The sequence below is a fragment of the Hyphomonas sp. KY3 genome, assembly GCF_017309975.1.
Taxonomy (GTDB): Bacteria; Pseudomonadota; Alphaproteobacteria; order Caulobacterales; family Hyphomonadaceae; genus Hyphomonas.
Genome location: NZ_CP022271.1, coordinates 121,293 through 148,083, shown reverse-complemented (window position 1 = coordinate 148,083; position 26,791 = coordinate 121,293). Strand labels below are relative to the sequence as shown.

29 protein-coding genes are annotated in these 26,791 nt (G+C 59.6%); 15 read left to right on the top strand and 14 right to left on the bottom strand.

Translation table 11 applies throughout. From position 1 onward, the window contains the following. Positions 1 to 4: 4 nt before the first annotated feature. The 5 genes from CFA77_RS00790 (at position 5) to CFA77_RS00770 (ending at position 5,273) form a co-directional block, all read left to right on the top strand. Entirely contained in the window at positions 5 to 760 is a 756-nt protein-coding gene (locus CFA77_RS00790; protein ID WP_206991840.1) for a creatininase family protein, read from the top strand. 86 nt (positions 761 to 846) lie between these two features. Further along, positions 847 to 1,578 carry an ABC transporter ATP-binding protein gene (locus CFA77_RS00785; RefSeq protein ID WP_034817328.1) on the top strand — a complete coding sequence of 244 codons (732 nt, stop codon included), beginning with the start codon at positions 847 to 849 and terminating at the stop codon, positions 1,576 to 1,578. After that, positions 1,575 to 2,330, top strand: a complete 756-nt coding sequence (locus CFA77_RS00780) for an ABC transporter permease subunit (protein WP_206991839.1) — start codon at positions 1,575 to 1,577, stop codon at positions 2,328 to 2,330. Before CFA77_RS00785 ends, CFA77_RS00780 begins: the two co-directional genes overlap by 4 nt. 1 nt (position 2,331) lies before the next feature. Then, a complete protein-coding gene (locus CFA77_RS00775; protein WP_206991838.1) occupies positions 2,332 to 4,224 on the top strand; it encodes a GldG family protein in 1,893 nt (630 codons plus the stop codon). Continuing rightward, the gene (locus CFA77_RS00770) at positions 4,221 to 5,273 is read left to right on the top strand and encodes a DUF4340 domain-containing protein (RefSeq protein WP_206991837.1); all 1,053 of its coding nucleotides are present in this window, start codon (positions 4,221 to 4,223) and stop codon (positions 5,271 to 5,273) included. The genes CFA77_RS00775 and CFA77_RS00770 overlap by 4 nt, the downstream gene beginning before the upstream one ends. Here the strand turns inward: CFA77_RS00770 and CFA77_RS00765 are convergent, their stop codons facing one another. Together CFA77_RS00765 and acnA are read right to left on the bottom strand one after the other, a co-directional pair. Further along, a complete protein-coding gene (locus CFA77_RS00765) occupies positions 5,274 to 5,924 on the bottom strand; it encodes a DUF1223 domain-containing protein (protein WP_206991836.1) in 651 nt (216 codons plus the stop codon). Between the two features lie 117 nt (positions 5,925 to 6,041). Beyond that, complete coding sequence (gene acnA / locus CFA77_RS00760) at positions 6,042 to 8,729, bottom strand: aconitate hydratase AcnA (RefSeq protein WP_206991835.1); 2,688 nt, start codon at positions 8,727 to 8,729, stop codon at positions 6,042 to 6,044. 118 nt (positions 8,730 to 8,847) lie between these two features. Here acnA and ccmA point away from each other — a divergent pair, with 118 nt between their 5' ends. The 5 genes from ccmA to CFA77_RS00735 all read left to right on the top strand — a co-directional run bounded on the left by ccmA (position 8,848) and on the right by CFA77_RS00735 (position 11,703). Continuing rightward, positions 8,848 to 9,426: a heme ABC exporter ATP-binding protein CcmA gene (gene ccmA / locus CFA77_RS00755; RefSeq protein ID WP_206991834.1), complete on the top strand. Its 579-nt coding sequence runs from the start codon at positions 8,848 to 8,850 to the stop codon at positions 9,424 to 9,426. 165 nt (positions 9,427 to 9,591) lie between these two features. Next, on the top strand, positions 9,592 to 10,260 hold the full coding sequence (ccmB, locus tag CFA77_RS00750; protein WP_206991833.1) for a heme exporter protein CcmB: 669 nt from the start codon (positions 9,592 to 9,594) through the stop codon (positions 10,258 to 10,260). Between the two features lie 21 nt (positions 10,261 to 10,281). Further along, a complete protein-coding gene (gene ccmC, locus CFA77_RS00745; RefSeq protein WP_206991832.1) occupies positions 10,282 to 11,013 on the top strand; it encodes a heme ABC transporter permease CcmC in 732 nt (243 codons plus the stop codon). Positions 11,014 to 11,017: 4 nt separating this feature from the next. Continuing rightward, positions 11,018 to 11,182 carry a heme exporter protein CcmD gene (locus tag CFA77_RS00740; RefSeq protein ID WP_206991831.1) on the top strand — a complete coding sequence of 55 codons (165 nt, stop codon included), beginning with the start codon at positions 11,018 to 11,020 and terminating at the stop codon, positions 11,180 to 11,182. Continuing rightward, positions 11,179 to 11,703: a redoxin family protein gene (locus tag CFA77_RS00735; protein ID WP_206991830.1), complete on the top strand. Its 525-nt coding sequence runs from the start codon at positions 11,179 to 11,181 to the stop codon at positions 11,701 to 11,703. The genes CFA77_RS00740 and CFA77_RS00735 overlap by 4 nt, the downstream gene beginning before the upstream one ends. Positions 11,704 to 11,719: 16 nt before the next feature. Here CFA77_RS00735 and CFA77_RS00730 read toward each other — a convergent pair whose 3' ends face one another. Further along, positions 11,720 to 12,451, bottom strand: a complete 732-nt coding sequence (locus CFA77_RS00730) for a MarR family winged helix-turn-helix transcriptional regulator (RefSeq protein WP_206991829.1) — start codon at positions 12,449 to 12,451, stop codon at positions 11,720 to 11,722. Between the two features lie 127 nt (positions 12,452 to 12,578). On the opposite strand from CFA77_RS00730, the gene CFA77_RS00725 reads away from it, so the two are divergent. Further along, the gene (locus tag CFA77_RS00725) at positions 12,579 to 13,130 is read left to right on the top strand and encodes an NUDIX domain-containing protein (RefSeq protein ID WP_206991828.1); all 552 of its coding nucleotides are present in this window, start codon (positions 12,579 to 12,581) and stop codon (positions 13,128 to 13,130) included. On the opposite strand, the gene CFA77_RS00720 is transcribed toward CFA77_RS00725, so the two are convergent. Together CFA77_RS00720 and CFA77_RS00715 are read right to left on the bottom strand one after the other, a co-directional pair. Beyond that, entirely contained in the window at positions 13,127 to 13,768 is a 642-nt protein-coding gene (locus CFA77_RS00720) for an inner membrane-spanning protein YciB (RefSeq protein ID WP_206991827.1), read from the bottom strand. The two genes, CFA77_RS00725 and CFA77_RS00720, sit on opposite strands and share 4 nt — an antisense overlap. Before the next feature lie 110 nt (positions 13,769 to 13,878). After that, positions 13,879 to 14,739, bottom strand: a complete 861-nt coding sequence (locus tag CFA77_RS00715; RefSeq protein WP_206991826.1) for a DMT family transporter — start codon at positions 14,737 to 14,739, stop codon at positions 13,879 to 13,881. 104 nt (positions 14,740 to 14,843) lie between these two features. Here CFA77_RS00715 and CFA77_RS00710 point away from each other — a divergent pair, with 104 nt between their 5' ends. Beyond that, the gene (locus CFA77_RS00710; RefSeq protein ID WP_242517436.1) at positions 14,844 to 16,580 is read left to right on the top strand and encodes an amidohydrolase family protein; all 1,737 of its coding nucleotides are present in this window, start codon (positions 14,844 to 14,846) and stop codon (positions 16,578 to 16,580) included. Here CFA77_RS00710 and ftsY read toward each other — a convergent pair whose 3' ends face one another. The 8 genes from ftsY to CFA77_RS00670 all read right to left on the bottom strand — a co-directional run bounded on the left by ftsY (position 16,581) and on the right by CFA77_RS00670 (position 23,373). Next, positions 16,581 to 17,969 (bottom strand): signal recognition particle-docking protein FtsY, encoded by a 1,389-nt coding sequence (gene ftsY / locus CFA77_RS00705; RefSeq protein WP_206991825.1) that lies wholly within the window; start codon positions 17,967 to 17,969, stop codon positions 16,581 to 16,583. It lies immediately after the preceding gene. After that, the gene (gene mtaB, locus CFA77_RS00700; RefSeq protein WP_206991824.1) at positions 17,966 to 19,243 is read right to left on the bottom strand and encodes a tRNA (N(6)-L-threonylcarbamoyladenosine(37)-C(2))-methylthiotransferase MtaB; all 1,278 of its coding nucleotides are present in this window, start codon (positions 19,241 to 19,243) and stop codon (positions 17,966 to 17,968) included. The genes ftsY and mtaB overlap by 4 nt, the downstream gene beginning before the upstream one ends. A 78-nt stretch (positions 19,244 to 19,321) precedes the next feature. Continuing rightward, the gene (dapF, locus tag CFA77_RS00695) at positions 19,322 to 20,131 is read right to left on the bottom strand and encodes a diaminopimelate epimerase (RefSeq protein ID WP_206991823.1); all 810 of its coding nucleotides are present in this window, start codon (positions 20,129 to 20,131) and stop codon (positions 19,322 to 19,324) included. 64 nt (positions 20,132 to 20,195) lie between these two features. Further along, entirely contained in the window at positions 20,196 to 20,612 is a 417-nt protein-coding gene (locus CFA77_RS00690) for a hypothetical protein (protein ID WP_034817298.1), read from the bottom strand. Between the two features lie 40 nt (positions 20,613 to 20,652). After that, entirely contained in the window at positions 20,653 to 21,705 is a 1,053-nt protein-coding gene (locus CFA77_RS00685) for a MaoC family dehydratase (protein WP_206991822.1), read from the bottom strand. Positions 21,706 to 21,743: 38 nt separating this feature from the next. Beyond that, the gene (locus CFA77_RS00680; RefSeq protein ID WP_034817295.1) at positions 21,744 to 22,001 is read right to left on the bottom strand and encodes a hypothetical protein; all 258 of its coding nucleotides are present in this window, start codon (positions 21,999 to 22,001) and stop codon (positions 21,744 to 21,746) included. An 89-nt stretch (positions 22,002 to 22,090) separates the two neighbouring features. Further along, positions 22,091 to 22,438, bottom strand: a complete 348-nt coding sequence (locus CFA77_RS00675) for an ArsC/Spx/MgsR family protein (RefSeq protein ID WP_206991821.1) — start codon at positions 22,436 to 22,438, stop codon at positions 22,091 to 22,093. A gap of 53 nt (positions 22,439 to 22,491) precedes the next feature. Next, the gene (locus CFA77_RS00670) at positions 22,492 to 23,373 is read right to left on the bottom strand and encodes a CoA ester lyase (RefSeq protein WP_206991820.1); all 882 of its coding nucleotides are present in this window, start codon (positions 23,371 to 23,373) and stop codon (positions 22,492 to 22,494) included. Between the two features lie 85 nt (positions 23,374 to 23,458). On the opposite strand from CFA77_RS00670, the gene CFA77_RS00665 reads away from it, so the two are divergent. From CFA77_RS00665 to CFA77_RS00655, 3 genes are read left to right on the top strand one after another with little or no spacing between them, the layout of a single operon-like run. Further along, positions 23,459 to 23,974: a hypothetical protein gene (locus CFA77_RS00665; protein ID WP_206991819.1), complete on the top strand. Its 516-nt coding sequence runs from the start codon at positions 23,459 to 23,461 to the stop codon at positions 23,972 to 23,974. 38 nt (positions 23,975 to 24,012) lie between these two features. Continuing rightward, positions 24,013 to 25,131, top strand: a complete 1,119-nt coding sequence (locus CFA77_RS00660; protein ID WP_206991818.1) for a serine hydrolase domain-containing protein — start codon at positions 24,013 to 24,015, stop codon at positions 25,129 to 25,131. 3 nt (positions 25,132 to 25,134) lie between these two features. Then, complete coding sequence (locus CFA77_RS00655) at positions 25,135 to 25,758, top strand: LysE family translocator (protein WP_206991817.1); 624 nt, start codon at positions 25,135 to 25,137, stop codon at positions 25,756 to 25,758. Between the two features lie 92 nt (positions 25,759 to 25,850). Here CFA77_RS00655 and rarD read toward each other — a convergent pair whose 3' ends face one another. After that, the gene (gene rarD / locus CFA77_RS00650) at positions 25,851 to 26,759 is read right to left on the bottom strand and encodes an EamA family transporter RarD (protein ID WP_206991816.1); all 909 of its coding nucleotides are present in this window, start codon (positions 26,757 to 26,759) and stop codon (positions 25,851 to 25,853) included. Positions 26,760 to 26,791: the final 32 nt, after the last annotated feature.

Here is a 26,791-nt window from a genome sequence, read left to right as displayed (position 1 = left end):
ATGCATGCTGCTTCCCGTTTCGACCTGGACTGACATCGAAACCTGGCTGAAGACGTCCAAGACCATCGTCATCCCGATTGGCTCCATGGAGCAGCACGGGCCGAATGGTTTCATCGGGACGGATGCGCTGTGCCCTGAAATCATTGCCCACGAAGCCGAAAAGCTAGCGCCGGAGGACATGCTGGTCGGCCCAACCTTCAGTGTCGGCTGTGCCCAGCACCATCTCGGCTTTCCCGGCACGATCACGTTGCGCCCCTCAACCATGATCGCTGCAATGGCGGACTGGACCGAAAGCCTGATGCGGCACGGCTTTGAGCGTATCTACTGGCTGAACGGCCATGGAGGAAACATCGCCACGATTGAAGCGGCCTTCTCTGAAATTCACGCCCGGCGCAGCTTTGACCCGCGCGGCGAGGACAATCGTCACGGCCTGAGTTTGAAACGTCGCGACTGGTGGGATTTCAAATCCGTCATGTCCTTGTGCAACCAGCTCTACCCGGTCGGTCATGGCAGCCACGCCACCGCATCGGAAGTTTCGGTGACATATTACGGCTACCCCGATCATGCCCGCACAGATGTGGAAATGACGCCAAAAATCGCCCCGAACGGCAAGATTGGTGATGCCGTGCAATATCGCCGCGACTTCCCGGATGGCCGTATCGGATCGGACCCCACGCAATCGAACGTGGAAGACGGCGGAAAGATCGTGGCAGCCGCTGCGCAGGCGGTGCTGGACGAGGTACGCCGCTTCTCCGCATAGAGCGGGTCGCTTCTACGTTAGGCCACTGGCCAGACTCGCCGAAGAACGGTATCACGAGGCTCCCGGGAAAGGATCTGTCGCGAAGAATGCTGGACATTCAGAAGCTGGAAAAATCCTTTGGTGAAAAGCGGGCCGTGCAGGGCCTGTCCTTCACCGTAGAAAAGGGAACCGTGCTCGGTTTTCTCGGCCCGAACGGGGCGGGAAAGTCGACCACGATGCGTATGATCGCGGGTGTGTTGGAGCCGGACTCCGGCGACGCCACGATTGACGGAAAGTCAATCGTCTCAGCCCGTCGCGAGGCACAGGCCGCTTTGGGCTACCTGCCCGAGGGCGCGCCGCTATATGACGACATGACCCCACCAGAATTCCTCGCCTTCATGGCGGCTGCTCGGTCCCTCCCCCGGTCCGAACGTAAATCGGCAATCGAACGCGCCATTGCGGACTCTCGTATTTCCACCGTTTGCGGACAAAGGATCGGATCGCTCTCCAAGGGCTATCGCCGCCGTGTCGGCCTGGCCGGCGCCATCCTGCATGATCCACCCGTCTTGCTGCTGGACGAGCCCACCGATGGCCTAGACCCCAACCAGAAGCGAGCTGTGCGCGCCCTGATCGCGCGTATGGCGCCGCGCAAGGCGATTGTCATCTCCACGCACACGCTGACCGAAGTTCCGGCCATGTGCACACGCGCCATTGTTGTGGATCGCGGCCGTATTGTTGCCGACGAGACGCCCGAAGGCCTGTTGAAGCAATCTGCAGATGGCACGCTTGAAAGCGCGTTTACGCGGCTAACCGACCAGGCAGAGGCCGAATCCGCATGAACCGGTTCCGTCAACAATTCGACAGTTTCCTGCCGACCTTCCGGCGCGAGCTTGGCGCATACTTCGCAACACCTATGGCCTATGTTTTCCTCGCCGTGTTCCTGCTCTCTATTGGCATGTTCACATGGGAGGCCGCCCGCTTCTTCGATACAGGCACTGCAGACCTGTCCCCGTTCTTCGTCTGGCATCCCTGGATCTACATGATCTTCCTGCCAGCGCTCGCCATGCGCCTCTGGGCAGATGAAACCAGTGCCGGAACCGACGAGCTGCTGCTTTCCCTGCCCCTCGGCATGCCGGGCCTGGTGCTGGGAAAGCTCTGCGCCGCATGGACCGTCGCGGCTGTCGGGCTGGTCCTGACGCTACCGATGTGGATCACCGTCAATTATCTTGGCAATCCGGACAATGCTGCCATCGCGCTGACCTATTTTGTCAGCCTTCTGATGGCTGGCTCCTACCTCTCCATTGGGGCCGCTATCTCCGCTCTCACCCGCAGTCAGGTCACCGCCTTTGTTATGAGTGTTGTCGTGGCCTTCGTGTTCACAGCCGCTGGATGGCCTCTCGTCTTGTCCGGTGTGAAGAGCCTGTTCGGCGCGGGCCTTGCCGACCTGGTGGCCCAATTCTCATTCCTGTCGCATTTTGAGGCTGCGCAGCGCGGCGTGCTGGAATTGCGCGCTGTGCTGTTCTTCGTCGGCTTCATGACGCTGTGGACCATCCTCAACGGCCTGTGGGCATCTCGTCAGAGGCACGGCTGACATGAAGGCGAAACACTACCTCATCATCGCAACAGCGCTCACGGCAATCATTTTCGTTGCGGCAAACCTTCTTGTACAGAAGGTCTTCACTGGCGCGCGCATCGATTTTACCGAGAACAATCTCTACACACTCTCCGACGCGACAAAGTCGACATTGAAGACCGTGGCAGAACCAGTCGATCTGACTTTTGTCTACACACGTAGCGCCGGGCAGGATTTCCCGGCCATCCGCGCCTATGCCGCGCGTGTACGCGAATTGCTGCAAGTCTATGAGAGCCAGTCCGGTGGCAATGTCCGCGTGACCGAGATCGACCCCCTTCCCTTCTCTCCGGCTGAAGACCAAGCGCTCGCCGCGGGCATCACTGCGATCGATACAAACGGCAGTGATCCACTCTATTTCGGGATCATCGGTCGCAACTCAATTGACGACCAGCGGGTCATTCCCTTCCTCGCACCCGAACGGGAGGTGACACTAGAATACGACCTGACCCGTATGGTTGCGCGGCTGGACGATCCAGATCCGCCCAGAGTCGGGATCCTGTCTTCGCTGCCCGGCATGACCGCACCCGGAGGTGAAGGCGGGTACACGCTCCTGCGCGACATACACAAATCGTTCGATGTCGAACCAATCGCGGAAACTTTTCAGTCATTGCCGGAAGACCTGGACGTCTTGCTCATCGCTCAGCCGCCACTTCTGTCCCCACGCCAGGAATGGCTGATCGACCAGTTTATCTTGCGAACAGGTCGCGCCGTGATTCTCGTGGACCCCGCTGCCAAGACGGTCGCAAGCACGGGTCCGTTCAACATGAGTGACGCGGCCACGTCCTCCTCCCTCATGGCTTGGGGAGATGCCTGGGGTGTGGAACTGTCGACCTCCGCGGTCGCTGACGCCGCCAGCGCCCTGCCCGTTCCGGTCGATACCGGTGGCGGACGCATAGAGGAACTGGCGCACCCGCTGTTTCTCGGCATACCGGCCGGAGACATGAATCAGGATGACCTGATTACCGCAGACCTCAGCCGAGCAGTCAATTTCGGCGCACCGGGAGCTTTCTCTACTGAAGACTTGGCCGCGACCCTTGAGATGACGCCCTTGCTCTCCACAGGGCCAAGCCCTTCCTTCATTGATGCATCGGACGCCATCACCGACATGGCGCCCCAGCAGGTGCTGCGTCAGTATCAAACTGAGCCAGCCCCGCTCGTCCTAGCCGCAAGACTGTCCGGCAGGCTGAGCACGGCCTTCCCGCAAGGTGCGCCGGCTTTCGATGAACCATCCGATCCAATGCTGGCAGAGATCGCGCGCGCTGAAGCCGCCGCGGCCCTGCCCCACATTTCGCAAAGTGAAACCGATGCACAAATCGTCCTCGTCGCTGATGTCGATTTCATTGCAGATGACTTCTACATAATTCCCAACGAACAGATCGTCGTTGCCGACAATGGCGCGCTGGTCCTGAATGCGTTGGACGCACTGGCTGGGAGTGGAGAACTCTCACGCCTCCGGTCGCGTGCGCCCAGCCTGCGCCGCATGGGGCGAATAGACCGTATGCGGGAAAATGCCGAAGCGATCTATTTCCGCCAGCAATCAGCTCTGCAGGACAATCTCCAGACGGCGCAGGCGCGATTGGAAGAGTTGCAGGCCATCGGTGCAACGGATGGATTTTTCTCTGGCGACCTCGAGGCCGATCTGACCGAAGCCGAGCGTACGGAACTTTTGGACCTCCGCCAGAAGATCGTCGAGTTGCGCGCCCGATTGCGGGAAATCGAGCGCAACTACCGGCGCGACATCGACCGTCTCGAAGGCACGCTCAAAGCCATCAATATCTGGGGCGGCCCATTTCTGGTCTGTTTGATCGGACTATTCGTCTGGTATCGCCAGAAGCGGAAAGCGACAGCATGAGCGATGTGAGATCAAAACAGCGGATTCGTCGTCTCCAGATTATGGGAGGCATTGCGATTGGCCTGACTGCACTGACATTTACTGCTCATAGTCTTCACGGCCCATCTGCGCGGTCGTCTGAACGCGACGGCCAGCGGGTGATCCCCGATTTTGCCGCCATTCGCGCCGATGCCAGCGAGATTCGTGTGACCTTGTCTGATGAAGCCTACACGCTGGCCAACACGCAGGATGGCTGGAAAATGGGAGGCCCGGACGGTTATCCCATCCGCCCCGACCGGCTTGCGGAACTTGCAACGGGCCTTGAAGGCCTGAGCTGGGGCGAAGGGCGCACGCGCGATCCCGACAAGCTGAATCGTATCGGTCTTGGTGACCCGCGAGATGGCGGCACTGGTGCATTGGTCGAAATTCTTGATGAGGATGGCAAGATCACGGCCGCCCTGATTACGGGGCGCAAGGACAGCCGCGTCTATGGTCGCCTGCCAAGCGAGGAACAGGCCTTTCAGGTCAACGGGGACTTGCCGCCACTCTATAGTCATGACGCTTGGCTCGATTTCGATATTCTGGACATCAATTCAGACGCCATCTCGGCCGTAAGGCTCTTCGATTCCATGGGCGAGAGTCTGTATTTGCAGCGCTCTGTCGGATCGAGCGACCGCAGCTTTGTCCCTGGTCCGCCTTTTCAGGACTTCAGATTGGTCAGCCGTCTTGCTGCCTCTACGCCCGCCCTCGCCCTGACGCGGTTTGCACCCATTGGGGTGAAGCCAGCCAGCAAACTGCAAACGCGCACTGTCGCGCGCCATATCACCGAGACCCATGACGGGTTGGAAGTCGAGCTTCGCGCTTTCAGGGAGCCTGATGGGTATTTCGTGACCCTGCGGGCCATTGAAGCCGGCGAAGGCGCCCATCGCGGCAGCACGATCAATGACAAGGCCGAAGGCTGGGCCTATCAGCTGGCAGAGTATGACTGGAATGAATTCACGCCGCGCGTGTCCTCAATTGTGAGAGCGCCGGTCATGGCTATCGAGACCGGACAGCCTGCCCAGCCCTGATCAGGGCGCGATCACCATTGTTTCGAGAACGGGGCCGAAACCAGCTTCCTGGACAATAATCGCACAACCAGACTCACAATGCGGAACACTGAGTTCGACTGGATTTCCCAACCATGGCCCAAGTGCAGATACCCGCGTAACCGGATGGAGCATATCGGTCGTGTTGGCTTCACCGGACAGGTAATCAACAAGCCAGATATCAGCCAGATCCGGCACTTGCCCCGACAGACGAATTTTGTCGCCGGTACGCACAAGTTGGACATCGAAATCTGACTTGTCCTGAATCTTCGCAAGCGCCCGCTCGACATAGTGGCGCTTGTTGCCTGCGCATTGTTCCTGTCCATTATAAACCGTTTGCGGCGTATAAGGGCCGCGCAATCGGAAGCGATCTGTATAGCCCCGCTGTCGATCCTTGGACTCCGTCATCGCCATCGGGTCCTTGTCGCCAAGATAGTCCCAATAGTCGACGGACCAGGTCAGCACGAGCAGGTCATCGCGCTCGGCATTCACCGCCTTCAACGTTTTGTGGGCTTTTGGGCAGGCGCGGCAATTCTGGGACGCAAACAGCTCCACCAATACCGGACCTTCGGCAAAGGCGGGTGCCACCATGAGTTCCATGGCAAGCAGGAGGGAAAGCACAATTCGTATCATTTCAGTCCCAGTTTATAGAGCCAACTCCGCTTCCGTGACAGTCACAGGGATGTGAGGGCTGCAAAAAAGCCCCCACAGCACGCTGCAGGGGCTCTCTGATCAGAAATCGCGAACCGCTCAGGCTGCTGCGCGGGCGAGGTTCCGCAGCACATAGTGCAGGATGCCGCCATTGCGGTAATAGTCGAGTTCGTTCTCGGTATCGATGCGAACCGTCGTATTGGCGGTGAAGCTCGTACCGTCTTCGCGTGTGATCTCCACGGCGAGCGTCTGGCGCGGCTTGATCGAATCGATTCCCTTGATGGTCACCTGCTCTTTACCGGTCAGGCCGAGCGACGCGGCACTCTCCCCGTCAGCAAATTCGAGTGGCAGAACACCCATGCCGATCAGGTTTGACCGGTGGATCCGCTCAAAACTGCCCGCGATGACGGCGCGAACGCCCAGCAGGACCGTACCCTTGGCCGCCCAGTCACGCGACGACCCATTGCCGTAAAGATCGCCAGCAAACACAACAAGCGGTGTGCCTTCGGCTTCATACTTCATGGCCGCATCATAGATCGGCATCTGCTCAGCGTCCGGATAGTGTACCGTCACGCCGCCTTCGACACCCGGAACCATCTGGTTCTTGATGCGGATATTGGCGAACGTGCCGCGCATCATGACTTCATGGTTGCCGCGGCGCGAGCCGTAGGAGTTGAAGTCCAGCGGAGAGACCTGGTGTTCCTGCAAGTACACACCAGCCGGGCTGGAAGCCTTGATCGATCCGGCCGGAGAGATGTGGTCGGTCGTGATGGAATCACCAAACAGTGCCAGGACGCGCGCGTTCTCGACGTCCGCCGGCGCGTCGATGTCCAGGCCCATGCCTTCAAAGTAAGGCGGGTTCTGAACATAGGTGGAGGCTGGGGGCCAGCTATAGGTCTGGCCACCGGACACTTCGATGCCCTGCCAGTGCTCGTCGCCCTTGAACACGTCGGAATAGCGCTCGGCAAACATCTGCGGCGTCACGGCTTTCGACATGATCTCTGCGATCTCGTGCGAGGTTGGCCAGATGTCTTTCAGGAAGACGTCATTGCCATTCTTGTCCTTGCCCAGCGGATCCGTGGTCAGGTTCACGCGCAGCGAACCTGCGATGGCATAGGCGACGACCAGCGGTGGCGAGGCAAGATAGTTGGCCTTGATGTCCGGGCCGATCCGGCCTTCGAAGTTACGGTTGCCCGACAACACCGAACAGGACACGAGATCGCCATCGGCGATCGCTTTCGCCAGTGGGGCTTCGAGTGGACCGGAATTACCGATACACGTCGTGCAACCATATCCGACGAGGTTGAACCCGAGCGCATCGAGTTCATCCGACAGGCCGGCCTTGTCGAGATAGTCAGTGACAACCTGCGAGCCCGGCGCGAGGGATGTCTTCACCCAGGGCTTGCGGTTCAGGCCCAATTCGCGCGCTTTCTTGGCCACAAGGCCAGCAGCAATGAGAACGGACGGGTTGGACGTGTTCGTACAGGATGTAATCGCCGCGATGAACACGTCGCCATGCGTGACGGTGTAGTCCTTGCCTTCGACCGCGATTGGTTCAGCGGCATCGGCTGCCTTGCTGAATTCCTTCGCCATGGCTTCGGCAAAGGCGGTGTCGCCTTCGGACAGCAGGACGCGATCCTGCGGACGCTTCGGGCCGGAAATCGACGGCACAACTGCGCCAAGGTCAAGTTCCAGCGTATCAGTGAAGATCGGCTCAGCCTGTTCCGGACGCCAGTAGCCCTGTGCCTTGGCATAGGCCTCGACGAGGGCAACACGTTCGGCGTCACGGCCGGTATTGGTGAGGTATTTGACGGTGTCCTCATCAACCGGGAAGAAGCCACAGGTCGCGCCATATTCCGGCGCCATGTTGGAGATCGTCGCCTGGTCTTCGAGGGTCAGGTTCGACAGGCCCGGGCCGTAGAATTCGACGAATTTGCCGACGACGCCCTTGGCGCGCAGCATCTGCACAACTGTGAGCACGAGGTCGGTCGCTGTGGCGCCTTCTGCCATCTTGCCGTCAAGACGGAAGCCGATGACTTCCGGGATCAGCATGGAGACTGGCTGACCCAGCATGGCTGCTTCGGCTTCAATGCCGCCAACGCCCCAACCGAGCACGGCGAGGCCGTTGATCATGGTCGTGTGCGAGTCGGTGCCGACGCAGGTGTCGGGATAGGCAACGGTTTCGCCGTCTTCATCTTTTGTCCAGACCGTCTGGCCCAGATATTCGAGGTTCACCTGGTGGCAGATGCCGGTGCCCGGTGGCACAACGCGGAAATTCTTGAACGCAGTGGAACCCCAACGCAGGAACTCATACCGCTCCTGGTTGCGCTTGTATTCGATTTCGACGTTCTTTTCGAAGCTGTTCTCGCCGCCGAAGCTGTCGACCATGACCGAGTGGTCGATGACGAGGTCGACCGGGACTTGCGGGTTGATCGCGTCTGCTGACGCGCCGAGCTTCTGCGCGGCATCGCGCATGGCTGCAAGGTCAACCACAGCCGGAACCCCGGTGAAATCCTGCATCAGCACACGAGCCGGACGGTAGGCGATCTCGTGGCTGACACCGCCCTTGTTCTCAAGCCAGGATTTGAATGCGAGAATGTCGTCCTTGGTGACGGTCTTGCCGTCCTCATGGCGCAACATGTTCTCAAGCAGGACCTTGAGGGACGCAGGCAGGCGGGAAACGTCGCCAAGACCGTTTTCTGCGGCTGCGGACAGCGAGAAATACGTGTAGGTCTTGCTACCGACGGTGAGTGTGCGTTTTGACTTGAAGCTGTCGAGGGACGGCATGGAGAGGGAACCTCGCGTCTGAAATTATCGATCTGCGGCGATGAGCCGCCGCGCTGGTCTGTCTCATATAGGCCCTAGTGCATTGAGGCAATTGGGACAAAGGGTCTAAACGGGACATATGAGCGCCAGCGCCCTCCTTTCCGCAGCCGATATCGGCATGATCCGCGGCGAACGCCTCCTGTTCCGGGAGGTGTCCCTGTCCTTGGCGCCGGGCGAAGCAATTGTCCTGCGCGGCCCGAATGGCGCGGGCAAGACGACGCTGCTGCGTATTCTCGCAGGCCTGACGCAGGCCGAGACCGGCACAATTGACCGCAACGCGCCGCATCATTGGGTGGCCCACCGGGACGGATTGAAACCGCATGAAACGCCGCGAGAGCATTTGACCCTCTGGGCACGCGCATGGGGACAATCCACAACAGACATCGAGCCTCTCCTGGACAAAATGGGGCTTTCGCGTCCGTCAGATGTGCCCGCCAAGCACCTATCGGCCGGACAGCGCCGCCGGACCGCCCTTGCCCGTCTGCACCTCGAATACCGCCCCGTCTGGCTGCTGGATGAGCCGCTAACCGCGCTCGATTCCGAGGGGCGGACGCTCCTGCTCGGGATGATCGAGCAGCACCGGCAGTCGGACGGTGTGGTGGTTGCAGCCGTCCACGGCGATGCAGGCTTCCACGCAACACGCGAGGTAGAGATTTGAAATATTTCTTTTTCGGAATCTGGGCTGTCTTGGGATGCCTTTTCGGTTTTGCAGCAACTTATGTTTGCGGCTGGAAAAATGGAACCGATGGCCTGGAATGTGGCATTCCAGTCTTGGTGTTCTTTCTAGGTCTCGGCTTTGTTCACTGGCGAAAGCTCCGCCGATATGGCTAGCCCCGCACCCATCTTCTCCGCCTTCCGGCAAGCGCTGGGCGAAGCCTGGGCGGGCGGCGCCGGCGCGCTGCTGCCGGTGGGCTTCTTCGCAGGGGCGGCTGTCCTCGTGCCACTCGGCGTCGGAACGGACCCGGAAACCCTGCGCACGATTGGTCCCGGGATTCTGTGGGTTTCGCTGGCGCTTTCCAGTCTCGTAACATTGGAGCGCATCTTTCAGGCGGACGCCGAAGATGGCTCGCTGGATCTCTGGTTACAGACCAGCGCCCCCGCCGCCTCTATTGCCGCAGCAAAGACATTTGCGCATTGGCTGACCGCTGGCCTGCCCCTCGCCCTGCTCTCCCCCTTGCTGCTCCTGATGTTCCAGGCCCAGATTGGCGACGCATTGCTTGAGAACATGCTGTACTATGCGATTGGCGGGCTGGCCTTTTACTTCTGGGGCGGCGTAGGGGCAGCACTCGCCGCGACCGTACGCCGAGGCGGACTGTTGATCAGCCTGATCGCCCTGCCCCTTTACGTCCCCACCGCCATATTTGGCGCCCTCGCCATGGGAGACGGCCCAAGCAGCGCCGCCGCCCCATTATTTCTCGCTGCCTCAACGCTGTTTGCGTTGGCTGTCGCACCATTTGCCATGGGTGCAGCCCTGCGCTTGGCGGCAGACTGAGGGAAGGGTATTCCGAACGCGATGTTTTCCTGGTTCGCCAATCCGCACCGTTTCCTGATGCTGTCCAGCTGGCTCGCGCCCCTGTTCTATGCGGCCGCAGCCCTGTTGATTGCATGGGGGCTCTGGCAAGGCCTCTGGATGGTCCCGAAGGATGACTATCAAGGCGGCGACATCATGCGGGTCATGTTCATTCATGTCCCGGCCGCATGGCTTGCGATGGCCAGCTATCTCGGCATGGCCGTGATGAGTTTCGTCTGGTTTATCTGGCGCCACGAGGTTGCCGACATTGCCGCCAAGGCGATCGCCCCGCTCGGCGCGACATGGACAGCACTTTGCCTTGCCACGGGCGCCATCTGGGGCAAGCCGACTTGGGGCACCTGGTGGCAATGGGACGACGCCCGGATGATGTCTGTCCTCTTCATGTTTTTCCTCTTCCTCGGCTACATGGCCCTGCGCGCCGCGATGGATACGCGCCAGAAGGCCGCGCGGGCCGGCGCCATCCTTGCCATGGTGGGCGCGCTGAATGTGCCATTGATCAAGTTTTCCGTGGACCTCTTCACGTCCCTGCACCAAGACGCCAGCGTCATCACGCCGGAAGGCCCGAAAATGGCCGCTGTCTATCTCTGGCCATTGCTGATCAGCTCGCTGGGTCATTCGCTACTGTTTGCCGCCCTTGTCATGACGCTGATGCGGGCCGAAATATGGACCAGACGCGCTGCCCAGTCCCGGGCTCGCCTGATGACAGGAGACTGATCCCATGCTGCCAGATTTTGATTCCAATGCCGCATTCATCTGGGCGAGCTATTCCGTTGGCCTGCTCCTTATCGGCGGCGCGATGGTGAGTGTCTGGCTGAAAGCCCGCGCGGCAAAGACTGAATTGATCCGTATCGAAGCGCGCATCCGGGACCAGAAACGCGGATGAAGCGCTGGCTCGCAATTGTTCCGGTCGGAGCGCTCGTCGCTTTTGGAGTCATTGCAGCCGGACAATTGATCAATCCCGAAAAGGGCGACTTCAAGCGCAATTTGCGCAGCGCGCCCGATACGGCATTCCCAACCCTCGATTCCGCCCCCCTCAGCTTCGCTCCCTCGCCGACCGGCGGCACTATAGCCGTAAACCTGTTCGCAAGCTGGTGCGCCCCCTGCGAAGCGGAGCACAAATACATTTCCGAACTGTCCGCCGCATATCCGGACCAAGTATTCGGCGTGCTCTACAAGGACAAACTGGACGACGGCCTCGCCTTCCTCGACCGGCTGGGCAATCCATACACGCGGATTGCACTTGATCCGGACGGTCAGGGGGGACTCGATTTCGGCCTGACCGGCGTGCCGGAAACGTTTGTTATCTCAGCTGACGGTGAGATCATTGACCATGTCCAGGGTCCGCTGGACGGAGATTCGGTCAAAAAAATAGGCGAGGCACTGAAGAGCGCCCCGCCGAATTAGGTCCGTTTCCGGAACCTTACTTCTTCGTCGCTTTGCGAGCTTTCTTCACCGGAGCCTTTTTGACGGCCTTGGTGGTCGTGGCTGGCTTCGCTTTCGGTGCTGCTTTCGCTTTGGCTTTAGGCGCAGCTTTCTTGGCTGGCGCTTTTTTCACCGCAGGCTTCGGAGCGGCTTTTGCAGCAGGAGCTTTCTTGGCAGCGGGCTTTTTAGCCGGAGCCTTCTTTGCAGCAGGCTTCTTGGCTGGAGCTTTCTTCACTGCAGGCTTCGGAGCAGCTTTTGCGGCCGGCGCAGGAGCAGCAGGCTTTGGCGCAACAGCGGCTTCAGCCTTGTCAGCCTCGGCAACCATATCCTTCAGACCGGATACCAGCGTGGCTTGCTTGGTTTTCGGCAGGGCTTCGAAGATGGCCGCATCAGCCTTCTCAACAGCTGGAAGAGCTTTCTCGTAAGCTTTCTTGCCTTTCGCCATCAGCGAAACGACCTTGGCGCGCTTGTCCGTTTTGGAAGCGACGCGCTTGATGAGGCCAGCCTTTTCCATTCGAGCGACCATGTCGGCCAGCGTCGAACGGTCGATGCCGGTTGCGTTGACGAGGTCGGACTGGCTGACGCCATCATTGCCTGAGAGAGCGGCAAGGACAGAGAACTGGCGCAGCGTGATACCTGCTGCGGCAAGCGCAGAAGCCGATTCATTGGCGGCAATTTGCTGGGCACGATGGAGCAGATGGCTCGGTGAGGTTTTAAGATTGTAGGTCATGATGGTAGTCTTTCTGTGTTTATTTAGGCGTTGGGCGCGATGGATAATCCGGTTATTGGTCTGTTAAGTATACGACCCGTGTGCGGATCAACATTCACCCCAATACAAGCAAGAGGCTTAAGGTTCGATGACGGAGGAATTATCAAATGGTTTCTTTTCTCAAGATTTCAAACTGAAAATACCTTCTGGCGACGACCGAATACGCCGTGTTTGCTCACATTGCCAGTTCGTAGACTACATAAATCCGAAAATTATTGCAGCTTCAGTTGCGACAAAAGGTGACAAAATCCTGCTTTGCAGGCGCGCGATTGATCCGCGTAAGGGATTCTGGACGCTCCCCGCCGGGTTCATGGAGGTCGGGGAGACCGTTGAAGACGCCGCTAAACGAGAGGCTCGGGAAGAGGCAAATGCCGATATCAGCCTGGGTCAAGTTCTTGCCGTCTACTCCGTTCCCCGCATTGCGCAAGTCCATGTCATGTTCAGAGCAGAGTTGGTGTCGGATATTTCGCCTGGGCCCGAGAGTGAGGAAGTCGCCCTGTTTGACTGGAAAGACCTACCGTGGGCGAATCTTGCCTTTCCGACCGTCGTCTGGGCCTTAACCCATTTTTCCAGCGTTCGTAACCGCGCGGCATTCGTGCCGTTCTCAAATCCGCCCGGCACCGAGCAATTGACCCGCTAGGTATCTGCTTCCTCGGGCTTTCGCATATGCTTCAGCGTATACGGCGTATTCGCCAGCGCAAAAACCACACCGATCACGATGTTGCCGAGCTTCCAGTTCGCCCACGTCGCCTCGGAAAAGTTACGCCAGAGAAACTCGTTCCACGCCGCCATGGCAACAAAATAGAGCCCCCAGCGAATGGCCAGGGTTTTCCAGGCGTGATCTGGCAGATCAAATACGGTGTGGAACAACATTTTCCAGATGTTCCGTCCCACGGCGAGCCCGCCAAAGATCACGCCTGCATAAAGCAGATTGATGATCGTCGGCTTGATAAACAGGAACAGCTTCGACTGAAGCAGGATACCTGCCGTACCGAACGCCCCAATCAAGGCGGATGAGACAATCAGGAATGGCGGGATTCTTTCACCGCGGATCAATTTCTGAATAATCACGAAAGCGGTGAAGACGATGAGTACGCCGGTCGCCCAATAAAGCGCGGTATCCTTGGTAAACAACCCTTCGCCTTCCGGGAATCTCAACATCACGTTGTAGATACCGATAAACGCCAGCGTCGGGCCGAGTTCGGTCCAGATGCTGCCAGCTTTGGCCGTCGCATCGCTCAGCTCAGCTGAGCCTTCCGTGTTCTGTTTCTTTGTCATAACTTCTCTACGCGTCTCGGCTGCTGCTGGATTGGTCACAAGCTGTAGCTCCCCTCAGACAATAGTCGACCTAATAAATCACGAACGCAGATGTAGCGATCTGAAACAGGCTATGCCCCGACTTGCATGGAGAGGAGCCCCGCGGCCAGCAAAGCGGCGGCACATATTCGTCTGTACCCGAATCCCTCCTTCAGGAATATAGCCCCAAGGGCCGCAGCGAACACGACCGATGTTTCCCGCAAGGCGGTTACAATGGCGGCATCTGTCAGTGTGTAGGCATAGATGGCGAGCGCATATGAGAACGTGCCCAAAATCCCACCTGCGAGCCCTCCCTTCCATTGTTTCGCAATGGCAGCGCGTATACGTCCCCTGCGCTGCATGCAAGCGACGACGGTTACGCCGATCCAGTCCAGCAGGAATAGCCAAACCACAAAAGTCATCGGATTCGGCATAGCGCGAGCGGCGCGCGTGTCCGCCACAGCATAAAGACCAACGCCCAGTGCAGTGAGCACGGCCCAGATCAGGGCGTCCCGATCAAGCCGCCGCGTTGAGGCTGTCGTTCCCGTCGGCAGGGCAAACAGAATGATGGCAAAGCTGGCCACGGCCAGCCCGGCCATCTGGAGTGCCGTCAGATGCTCGTGCAACGCAAAGACAGCAAAGCAGGCGGTCGCGAGCGGCGCCAGACCTCGCATCACGGGGAAGACCAGAGACAAGTCGCCCCTGTGCAGCGCTCTTACGAGACAGAACTGGTAAATCCAGTGAACCACGACCGAGACGCAAATGAGCGGCCAGGTCTCTCTCGGCGGGGTGGGAACAAAGGGCGCAAAGGGCAGGACGCTTAGCCCCATGACGATCGCAACCGCCATGCGCGCTGTCAGGACGTCGCCGCCCCGCTTCACGAACATGTTGGTGGCGGCAACCGTCACTGCAGACAAAAGGCACAGAACCACAGGCAGAAGCGTCATCGACATTGCGGCGACCTATGCACGACTTGCTGACGCGTGGGAAGGATTTGACTCTTGCCCGGTTGAGGGTCTGACTCGCCTCAAACAAGAAACTCCGGAGGAAACCCATCATGACGCACGATCTGGTCTTGCGCGGCGGAACGATCATAGACGGCACAGGCGGCGAAAGCTTCGAGGGCGACGTCGCTGTTTCAAATGGGATGATTACGGAAGTCGGAAAAGTCTCTGGCCGCGGCATCGAGGAAATCGACGCGCGCGGACAAATCGTGACTCCCGGCTTTGTCGACGTCCACACGCACTATGATGGTCAGGCAACCTGGACCGGATCAATCAGCCCGTCATCCCTGCACGGCGTCACGACAGTGGTGATGGGAAATTGCGGCGTCGGATTCGCTCCGTGCAAGCCTGAAGATCATGATCGCCTCATTCGTCTGATGGAAGGCGTGGAGGATATCCCCTTCCCTGTTCTGGCCGAAGGCCTGCCTTGGAACTGGGAGAGCTTTCCCGACTATCTCGACAGCCTGTCGAATGGACAATTCGACGCTGACATCTGTGCGCAGCTGCCTCATGCGGCCCTGCGGGTCTATGTGATGGGCGAACGCGGCGCCAATCGGGAGCCGGCCACTGAGGACGACATCCGCCAGATGCGGGCTTTGGCAACCGAGGCTATCCGCGCAGGCGCGATCGGCTTTTCGACCTCCCGCACACTGAACCACCGTACCAGCGACGGTCAGCCTACGCCCACCCTCACCGCGAGCGAAGCCGAACTCACGGGCATCTCGCAAGGCGTGGCAGACGCCGGACGGGGCGTCCTGCAATTCGTGTCGGACTTCGATGATCCGGAAAAGGAAGCAGCCATGCTGCGCCGTATTGTCGAAGCGAGCGGCCGGCCATTATCTGTCTCGCTGGCCCAGGCAGATATTGCCCCGGAAGGCTGGCGGCGCTTGTTGGGCGCCATCGAACAGGCCGCCGAGGATGGCCTGCCAATGCGTGCACAGGTCGCCCCCCGTCCGGTCGGCGTGTTGCTTGGCTTTGAATTGACGCTGAATCCATTCAGCGCCTACCCGGTTTACCGTGAAATCGCGAACCTGCCTTTTGAAGAGCGCATAAAACTGCTGCGCACTGAAGACTTTCGCAAACGATTGCTGGCCGACGCACCGGACACAGATAATCCCTTCCTGAAAGTCATGTTGCGAAGCTTCGGAAAGATCTTTCAGCTTGACGATCCAGTAGATTATGAGCCCACACCTGATCGTACGCTGGAAGCCATTGCAGCCCGGCGAGGCATATCGCCAGAAGAAGCCGCACTCGACCTGATGCTGGAACGGAATGGGCATGGCATGCTCTACCTGCCCTTCCTGAACTATTCCGGTGGCTCGCTTGACCCATCCTACGAGATGATGCTCAGCCCTGCGACACTGCCCGGCCTGTCAGACGGCGGCGCGCACGTCGGCATGATCTGTGATGGCTCTTTCACCACCACGATGCTGACCCATTGGGTCCGCGACCGAACACGGGGCCCACGCATTCCCATTGAGCACATCGTGCACCGTCAGGCCCGCGCCACGGCACAATGGATCGGACTGAATGATCGCGGACTGGTAGCCCCGGGCTACCGTGCCGATCTGAATGTGATCGACCTCACAAACCTCAAGCTCCACTTGCCTCGCGTGGACTATGACCTCCCCGCTGGCGGTCGGCGCCTGATGCAAGCTGCCTCCGGCTACACAGCAACAATCCTAAACGGACAAATTACCCACCGAGACGGAGATCCCACCGGTGCACGCCCCGGCCGCCTGCTGCGAGGAGCCAGGGAAACCCAATCGACCGCCATCGCCGCCGAATAGTCAGTCCTGAATTCCGACCAAAGCCTTCGAGAAGGCCTCCGCGCTGAATGGGCGGAGGTCTTCTGCTTTTTCGCCGATGCCGATGAAGTGGATCGGCAGGTCAAACGCCTCCGCAATGGCCACCAGCACACCGCCCTTGGCCGTGCCATCGAGTTTGGTCATGACGAGACCTGTGACGCCCGCCGTATTTCTGAATGCCTCGACCTGGGACAGCGCGTTCTGGCCAACGGTCGCGTCCAGCACGAGAATGACATCATGCGGCGCAGTCGGGTCCAGCTTACGGACAACACGGACGACTTTTTCAAGCTCGGCCATCAACTCAGCCTTGTTCTGCAGCCGTCCAGCCGTGTCGACCAGCACAAGATCGAGATCGTCCGCCTTCGCCTGTTCCATCGCCTCGTAAACAAGGCCTGCCGCATCGGCGCCCGTAGGCTTTGACATGACAGGAATACCGGCCCGCTCGCCCCAGACCGTCAGTTGCTCAATCGCCGCCGCCCGGAATGTGTCACCTGCGACGAGCAGCGCCTTCGCCCCCTGCTCTGTCAGCTTGGACGCAATCTTGCCGATTGTGGTCGTCTTGCCGGAGCCGTTGACCCCGACGAACAAGACAATGCGCGGACGCGGACCGTCTGAGAAGTCCACGATCTTTTCGCGAGGTTTCAGAACGTCGGTGATTTCATCCGCCAGCGCCTGTCGGATTTCGTCTTCGCTGATTTCCTTGTCGAACCGTTCCTTGGCGAGATTGCCCGTCACACGCATCGCAACCTTTGCGCCCAGATCTGACGTGATCAGCAGGTCTTCGAGTTCTTCAAGAGTCTCATCATCAAGTTTCCGTCGGCCGAAAACCGCGAGGCCGGACGTCAATCGCGCCGAAGACCGGGACAGGCCGGATCCGAGCTTGGCCACGAACCCCGGATCATTGGCTTCCGCTTCCATGGCCGCCCGCGCAGCAGCTTCCCGCTCAGCGCGCATACGCTCGGCCTCGCGCCGATCTTCGAGCAGTTTGAGTTCTGCAGCCGCCTTCGCCTGCGCCGCTTCGCGCTCTTCCTTGGCCTTGCGGGCCCGTTCGGCCTCTTCCGCAAGACGCGCGGCTTCCGCATCATCCGCACGCGCCTGAGCGGCGGCACGTGCCTCATCAGCTTTGCGGACTTCCTCATCCAGCCGCTTTGCTTCTGCGGCCGCTGCCTCGGCCTCGCGCGCCTGTCGCTCTTCCCAGGCCTTGTTAGCCTCGGCGACCTTGCGCTCGATCTCTTCCTGTTCGGCAATCTTACGCGCAGCTTCAGCTTCCCTGGCCGCCAGTTCATCCGCTGACAGCTCCGGCGATTCCATTGCTGCGCCAGCCTCTTTCAGCTCTTCTTCTTTTTTCTTTTTTCCGAACCAAAGGATCATGCGGTCAGCGCTCCGATCAGCTGTTTTCCATCCTGCCGGACTATACGTGCGCGTACCGGGCGTCCAGCTTCGCCCGGATCACTCTCGAACTGTACCGGCGTGAAGTCCGGCAGACGCGCGGAGTTCCCGCGCTCGACCAGAGCTTCAACGGTCTGGCCGTCATATTTCCTGAGATGCCGCTCCAACGCCGCCGCCCCGACGTCTCTCAGACGCGCGGCGCGCGCTTTCACCACGGCCTTGGTGAGTTGCGGCATGCGGGCAGCCGGGGTGCCGGGACGGGGCGAATACGGAAAGACGTGCAGGAAAGACAAGCCGCACTCTTCCACGAGCCGGGCCGAATTCTCGAAATGGGCTTCGGTCTCGGTCGGGAAACCGGCAATGATGTCCGCGCCGAAGGCGATGTCAGGCCGAACCGCGCGGAGACGGTCTGTCAGCGCGATAGCATCGGCGCGCAGATGCCGCCGTTTCATGCGCTTCAGGATCAAATCGTCTCCGTGCTGAAGGGACAGATGCATGAAAGGCGCAAGTCGAGGTTCCGCCATGGTCTCCATCAAGGCATCATCTATCTCGATGGCGTCGATGGAGGAAATACGCAGCTGCTTCAGCTCCGGCGCCAGTTTCAGGATGCGCTGGACCAGATTGCCGAGTTGCGGCGCGCCCGGCAGGTCTGCGCCCCAGCTTGTGAGGTCCACGCCGGTCAGCACAACTTCATAATGGCCGGTCTCGACGAGGCGTCGAACCTGATTGACCACCTCCCCTGCCGGGACAGACCGGGAATTCCCACGGCCATAAGGAATGATGCAGAACGTGCAGCGATGGTCACATCCATTTTGGACCTGGACATAAGCGCGGGCGCGACCTTCCATGCCATCAATCAGGTGTGCAGCGGTTTCCCGCACTGACATGATGTCATTCACGCGGACCTTTTCGTGCCCGCCCAGCAATTCGGCCGGCCGCCAGGTTTCCGCCTGCATCTTTTCATGATTGCCGATGACGCGGGTGACTTCCGGCATCTTTGCAAACATGTCCGGATCGATCTGCGCAGCACACCCTGTCACGAGGATCGGCGCGCCCGGATTGTCTTTTGCCGCCCGCCGGATGGTCTGGCGCGCACTGCGGACGGCTTCCGATGTGACGGCGCATGTATTGATGATCACCGCATCATTCAGGCCAGCATCGGTCGCATGCCCGCGCATCACCTCGGATTCATAGGTGTTCAGGCGGCATCCGAGCGTGATCAGCTGCGGGCTGGAAGGGGATTTGGTCTCAGTCATCGCGATGTGTTGCAGCGGACATCGCGCCGTCAGCCCCGCAAATCAAGGGATCTGTGCAGGATGAATCCTTTGCCCAGTTCAGATTTCGGTCTCGAATTCCAGCTGCACAGGTCCGGTCATGTAAACCCGGTCATCGGATTCCTGCCAGTCGATTATCAGCGTGCCACCATCGAGAATGAGGTTGGCGCGGCGGTCGGTGAGCTTTGCCCGGGCGGCGCACACGAGCGCCGCACACGCTCCGGTGCCACACGCCTTGGTCAGGCCTGCCCCCCGCTCCCAGACACGAAGGCGAATGTTCTGCCGGTCAATGACCTGCGCAAACCCGACATTCACCCCCTCAGGAAAGGTCGGGTGCCATTCAACGAGCGGCCCGATGGCCGGAATGTCGTAATCGTCGATATTCTTCACGAAGAACACGGCGTGCGGATTGCCCATCGAGACCACTGCCGGACGGGAGAGCCAGGGATTGTCGATCGGCCCGACTTTCACATCAACGCCGCGAACGTCCATTTTCTCGGAAAGCGGAATGTCTTCCCACCCCATCAGGGGCGAACCCATGTCGACGGTTATCTGGCCATCCTCTGCGGCAAACGCTTTCAGAACATCCGCTTCGGTCTGGATGGACACCCGGTCCTTGCCGGTTTCAGCCAGTAACAGTTTGCCTACACAACGCGAGGCGTTGCCACAGGCAAAGACTTCGCTGCCATCGGCGTTCCAGATGCGCATGAATACGTCGCGCGCGACATCACGCTCCAGCGCAATGATCTGATCGGCTTTTAGGTCTTCGGCAATCTGGCGCACCTGGTCGGTGCTCGGCACGAACGCAGTCGAGCGGGCGTCGAATATGGCAAACGCGTTGCCAGCACCATTCATCTTCCAGACTTTCATTCGCCTGCCCTTAAAGGGTTTCCCCCGTCCCGAAAAGCGGAACCTCGTCAGATATTTCGCGCGTCTACTTGGGTAGCCCGAACGACACAATCCATCCAGCCACCTGGATGACCAGCGCTGCCACCAGCCCCGCCCCGACAAAGGGATGCGACACGAAGATGGCGAGCGCCACAATGCCCAGACACGCATAGTCGACGATATCGCTCGACATCAGCCATCCCTGAGGTTGCCGGAAGCGCCGCACGTCAAAGAGTGTGACCGTGCGCCAGACGCGGCCCATGTCGGGCGGGCCAAAGGCTTCCTGTAGCTTCTTGGGATCCCGGATACCGGTCATCTCCGCAAGATCGGCGACGGTCGCCTCGCCAAGCGCAACATTCCGCTTGCGAGCGGACGTGCCGATCAGGCTGACAATTGCCGACAGCACCACCGCAATTGCGATGGCGAACAGCGTGAAATCGTCAAAAGGCCCATATCCGCTCATGCGGCATCATATAGGGAGCGCGCGCCGAAACGGAAGCGCCTTACCGCTTGCGTGGAATGGCGGCCCAATAGTCGAAGTCGAGCAGAACACCATCGGCATACTTCCCATCCTCGCCCTTATAGGCGAACGCGCCCGGATCCTGATCCTTCACTGCCACGAGGCGCAAGCGCAACCCGCCAACCTTGTCGGACAGCTCAGCTTTCTCAAGCACTTCGCTCCAGGCATAGATCGTGTCACCGGCAAATAGCGGACTGACATGGCTGCCGGCATTGATCGCCAGCATATGGCCCGCATTGGCGAGACCATTGAAGGCCAGCGACCGCGCGATGGAAATTACCACACCGCCATAGATCAGGCGCTTGCCGAACCGGCTGGACTTCTGGCCATGCGCATCGAAATGAACCTTGGCGGTGTTCTGGTAGAGGCGTGTCGCAATCTGGTGCTCCGCCTCTTCCACGGTCATGCCGTCGACATGATTGATCTTCTCGCCAACCGCATAGTCTTCGAACATGTATTCGCTGCCGGCGAGGGATGTATCCCAAGCCTCCATGGAGGCAAACCCGGACAATTCGGCCCCGGGCACACTCTTTGGCAGGTCGGGGATCACCACGTCTGGCGCGGGTGAGTTGGCATCCCGCTTGTTGACCATGACCCAGCGCACAAAGGACATGACTTCTTCGCCGCGCTGATTGGTGCCGCGCGTGCGCACCCAGACGACGCCGGTCTTGCCATTGGAGTTTTCTTTGACGCCGATCACTTCCGAAACCGTGTTCAGCGTATCGCCTGGCAGGACGGGTTGAGAGAAGCGACCATCGGCATAGCCAAGGTTCGCCACCGCATTCAACGAAACATCCGGCACGGACTTGCCGAACACGACATGGAAAGCGTGCAGCGGATCAATCATGAGGCCCGGATAGCCGGCGGCTTTGGCGAATTCAGATGAGGAATACTGGACAAACCGGCCGCCGGTCAGCGCGCGATAGAGGGCGATGTCGCCTTCAGTCAGCGTCTGCGGCGTCGCATGCGCGAGGGGCATGCCCACGAAAAAATCTTCGAAGAAATGGCCGGGATTGGATTTCGATGTGCTGGTCATGCGCCCCTCAGATGGAAAAGGGGCAAGACTTCCCGGCGTCAGGCCTGGATTTGCCCCATATACAGATCAGCCAGCACCTGACCGTCACTGGGCGAGGAAATCAAGGCGGGTGAGACGAAGGGCAGCAGGAAAAGTGCGATGATCGCGGCCCCCAACAGGCCAGCCATCATTTGCTGCTCACGGTTCTCGGAGAACTCATCGAGCATGCGTGGTCCCGCCAACATGTACGGCACCCCAAGAGTGCAAAATGCAGAAAAGGCGATCAACACCGCCGCAAGAGTCATGAACACGATCATGCCCACAACCTTGCCATGCAGATATTGAATCTTCGCGTGAGAGATCGATGAAATTTCATAGATCTCCCCGCAATATCAGCCGTGTAATACTATTTCAGCTCGAGCAGTTTCTCGATCGGACGGCCCAGCACGGCCTGCTTGCCGACAATGCCGATGGGGCGCTGGATGATCTTTGGATTGGCGGCCATCGCCTGGAAGATCTCGTCATCTGTCGAAGTCGCATCGATGCCGAATTCGGCAGCATTCTTGTCGCGCAAGAACTCGCGCGGCGAACTGGCACCCATCTTTTTGGCGATGTCCTTCAGCTCATCCAGGCTGAGTTGCTCGGAAGCATTCATGTATTTCCGGACCTCCGGCTCGACGCCGTTCTCCTGCAACAAGGCGAGCCCCTTGCGCGACGCGCTGCAGCCGGAATGGTGAAGGAGAGTGTAGGTCATGCGTATTCCTGAATGTGTTGGTTTACCATATGAATGCCCGAGAGCATTGAGGATCAGCTCTCAAAAGCCCGGATGGCTTCATCCATGGCCACAGTCCGGCGGGCTTCGTCGAGATGGAGCAATTCGGTCATCTTGCCGTTTACCTTCAATACGCCCTTGCCGGCATTCTGAGGGTCTGCGAACGCCTCAATCACGGCCTGTGCATGTTCCACATCATGCGGACTCGGCGCGAAGACGCGGTTGGCCGTGTCGAGTTGCGATGGATGGATCAGCGTCTTGCCGTCGAAGCCGAGGTCACGCCCCTGTTCACACTCGTCGATCAGGCCCTGCTCGTTCTTGATGTCATTGTAGACGCCATCAATCGCAACGATGTTGTAGGCGCGGGCCGCAGCCATGCTCATGCCCAGAGCCGTCTGGAAAGCCAGCCGGTCCGGCGTCATCCGCGCGCGGTATTCCTTGGCGAGATCGTTCGTTCCCATCACGAACGTCGTCATACGGGTGCGGCCAACGGCTTCGGCAATGTCCTGGATGTTCAGGATCGCCTTGGGCATCTCGATCATCACCCAAAGCCCCATCTCGGCCGGGGCGCCGGCGCGGCTCATCGCGTCGTCGAGACGATCAATGTCGCTGCCATCAATCACTTTGGGTGCAAGCAGCGCATGTGCGCCCGCTTCAACCGCCATCTTGAGGTCGGCTTGGCCCCATTCGGTATCCAGCCCGTTCATCCGGACCACGATTTCACGGTGGCCATAACCCCCTGCGGTCACGGCCGCGCGGATCGTATCACGCGCGGTCTCCTTGGCTTCCGGCGCCACGGCATCTTCCAGGTCCATGATGACCGTGTCCGCGGGTAGCGTTTTCGCCTTTTCCAGGGCGCGCTCATTGGCGCCGGGCATGTAGAGGCAGGATCGGCGGGGACGGTGGACGTGGGACATATGTGACAACTCCTTGACCTGAACTGTCCATTTGATGCGTGATTGCGAGCCGAATACTCGTCCCGCACTGCACCGAGATGGATCAATGATGTTTCGCCTGCTCTTACTGGCTCAAATCTTCCTGTTTTGCGAGCCTGCCTTTGCGAAACCCATTACGCTGATCGAGTTTCGCAACGAATTCCTCATACGCGAATTCCAGTCCGTCAAAATCGGGTATATCGACACGCACCCCACAATGTCCGCAGCGATGGACAAACAGGGGTTCGAGGCTGTGCTTCGGGAGTGCTCCCAGATCGACGGCACCTGCCAGACGGCCCGCTTTACGGCCTGCCGGGACCTGCCTGGTTATTCGCGACTGGAAACGCTGGAACTTGCCAATCAGATGAATGAGGGCTTCAACCCCGGAACCGCCTACGCGAAAAAGGGTCCTTCTCCGAGTGGGATATGCGTGAGATTCCACGTCTCCTTTAGGGGAGAGGATGAGTTCGGCCTCAGGCAGATCTTCGAATGGCAGCAGGCGCTCGAGGATTTTACAGTCTCCGTAGACAGCGACCTCACCAGCCGTGTTGCCGCCGATGTGCGGGCCTTGGTTCAGCCGTAACGCTTGTCGGCCAGTTCGGTTTATGCGAGCCAACACCGATGACTGATACAACATCTGACAGCTGGCCAATGGCCGGACATGCCGACAGCGGATTTGAATCTGTTCGCCGCGTCTTCGAAAAAAACTTCGAGAATGGCGAGGAGCTCGGCGCCGGATTCGCCGTCATCAAGGACGGCAAAGTCGTCGTGAACCTGGTCGGCGGCTGGGCTGACCGGAAGAAGGAACACCCATGGTCAGACACCACCCTCGTCCCGGTCTATTCGACCACCAAAGGTATCGCAGCCATCGTCCTGGCCCATCTGGTGGAGCGCCTGCCGGGCGGCTTTGAGACGCCCGTGGCCGATGTATGGCCCGAATTTGCAGCCAATGGAAAAGGCGCGGTCACAATTGCCGAAGTTGCGAGTCACCAAGCCGGCCTGCCCGGCTTTCCGGAAGAGATCGACCCTGAGCTCTGGCTCGATCCGCCCGCCTGCGCCGCCGCACTGGCGGAATTGGCTCCGATGTGGTCACCGGGCAGCGCGCATGGCTATCATCCCCTGACCTGGGGCTATCTCGTCGGAGAGATTGCACGGCGCATCAGTGGCGAAACGCTCGGTACGACGCTAAATTTGCTGTTTCCGAACGTCGACTTCATGATCGGCACACCCGCCAGCGAGCATGATCGCTGTGCCGACATCCAGCGACCGCGAGAATTGGCAGAACTCGGAGAGATTACCCCCCCGCGACGCGCAGCATTTGTCAGCAAATGGGCCGCCCCAAATCGCGGTGGAGCCATTTGGCGCGAGATCGAAATTCCGTCGGCAAACGGCCACGGAACAGCGCTCTCGGTCGCGCAACTCTATGAGACCTACACGACCAATGGCGAGGGTGTCATGAGCAACGCCACTTTCGAGGCACTCAGCACGGCGCGAACACATGGACCGGATCTGGTTCTGCCCATGATCACCAGCTTCGGCGCTGGCATCATGCACAACACTCACGGCATGTTCGGACCTGAACCCACCACGCTCGGCCATTGTGGCTGGGGGGGCTCCATGGCGATAGCTGATCAGCGCAATGGTTTGACGTGCGCCTATGTCATGAACAAGCAATCCAATATACTCGTGGGTGACCCGCGTGCGGTACGACTGGTTGAAGCGGTCTATGACTGCCTCTGATCCATGCTGAACCATATTGACTGGGCCGCATTCCTGATTGCCATGGCGGCAGTGGAATTGACGCCTGGTCCCAATATGGGATGGCTCGCCGCGCTGTCGGCGCAGCAGGGCCGCGCAGCGGGAATGCGCGCTGTCGCAGGCATCACACTGGGGCTGGCGGCCCAGTTGGTGGCTGCGGCCACAGGCCTGTCGGCTCTGCTCGCCGGAATGCCCATGCTCTACGACACGCTGCGATGGGCAGGCGTCGCATTCATGGTCTATCTCGCCGTTGAGGCTTGGCGGGATACCGGATCCGTCTCACCACTCAATCGAAACAAGGCGGCGGGCTTCTGGCGGGGTCTGGCTGCGAATTTGTTGAATCCCAAAGCGCTTGTGTTCTATCTCGTCGTCGTCGGGCAGTTCGCCAGCGATACCGCAGGACCAATCTGGTTGCAGATTGTTGCGCTGGGCGTCATCCACCTGGTGGTCGCGACGACCATCCATACGAGTATTGTACTTGCCGGGTCCCGTTTTGGCCAAAAACTGGAAGCTTATCGGACCGCTCCCCTCCTGCGCGGCACCTTTGCCATCATGCTGCTTGGAATCGCCGTGTGGATCGCCGTCTCGACCGGACGTTCGGTCTCCTGACTGGCACAGTCCTTGCGGAGGTGAAATCGGAGGCAACTCCAATCATGCAAAACATCTTCCTGCTCCGGGTGCTCACCGCCCGGAGCATTTTTTCAGCTGACTCGCGCTGCGCGGGCGAGCCGCCGGGCCTTGGCGTCGCCCATGACACTGTCGGCGGTAAAGATCGCCAACGCCGTCCAGATGAAACCAAAAGCCGCCGCATGGGTCCAGCCGAACGGTTCGCGGAACACGAGAACCGCGATCAGGAACTGCAAGGTCGGCCCGATATATTGCATCATGCCGATGGTCGAGAGCTTCAGACGACGTGCTGACAAGGCAAACAGGATGAGGGGCACAGACGTGATCGGGCCGGCCGCCATCAATAGTGCGACATCCCATCCCCCATTGCCGAATACTTGCGCATCCGGTTGGCGCGAGAGCCAGGCCAACCAGGCCAGGGCGACGGGCGCCAATAGCAGGACCTCCATCAGAAATCCTGCTCGACTATCAATGGCGACCTGCTTCCGGATCAGCGAGTAACAGGCAAAGGTTACGCAGAGAAACAGGGCGACCCACGGCACCTGTCCGAAAGCCACTGTCATGATGGCAACGCCGATAGCGGCGATGCTTACTGCGCCCCATTGCGCCGGCCGAAGGCGCTCGGAAAAGAAGATCATGCCGAAGATCACGTTCACAAGCGGATTGATGTAATAGCCGAGCGACGCTTCCATCGTCCGGCCAGCATTTACCGCCCAGATGTAACATCCCCAATTGGACCCGATCAGGGCGCCTGAGATAAGCAGCCATTTCAGCTTGTCCCATTTCAGGGCTGTCCGAACGTCCCGCCAGTTCGCAGCAATCGCAATGAACATCAGCGCAGTCGGTATGGACCAGACCACGCGATGTGCCAGCAGGTCCGCCGCACCGATGTGCTGCATCAGCCGGATGTAGAGCGGCAGGCTCCCCCAGATAAAAAAGGCCCCCAGGCCAGCAAAGAATCCGAGACGAGTTTCAGTGTTCATGGCCCAGCGCGTAGCACTGAGCCATGAGGCAA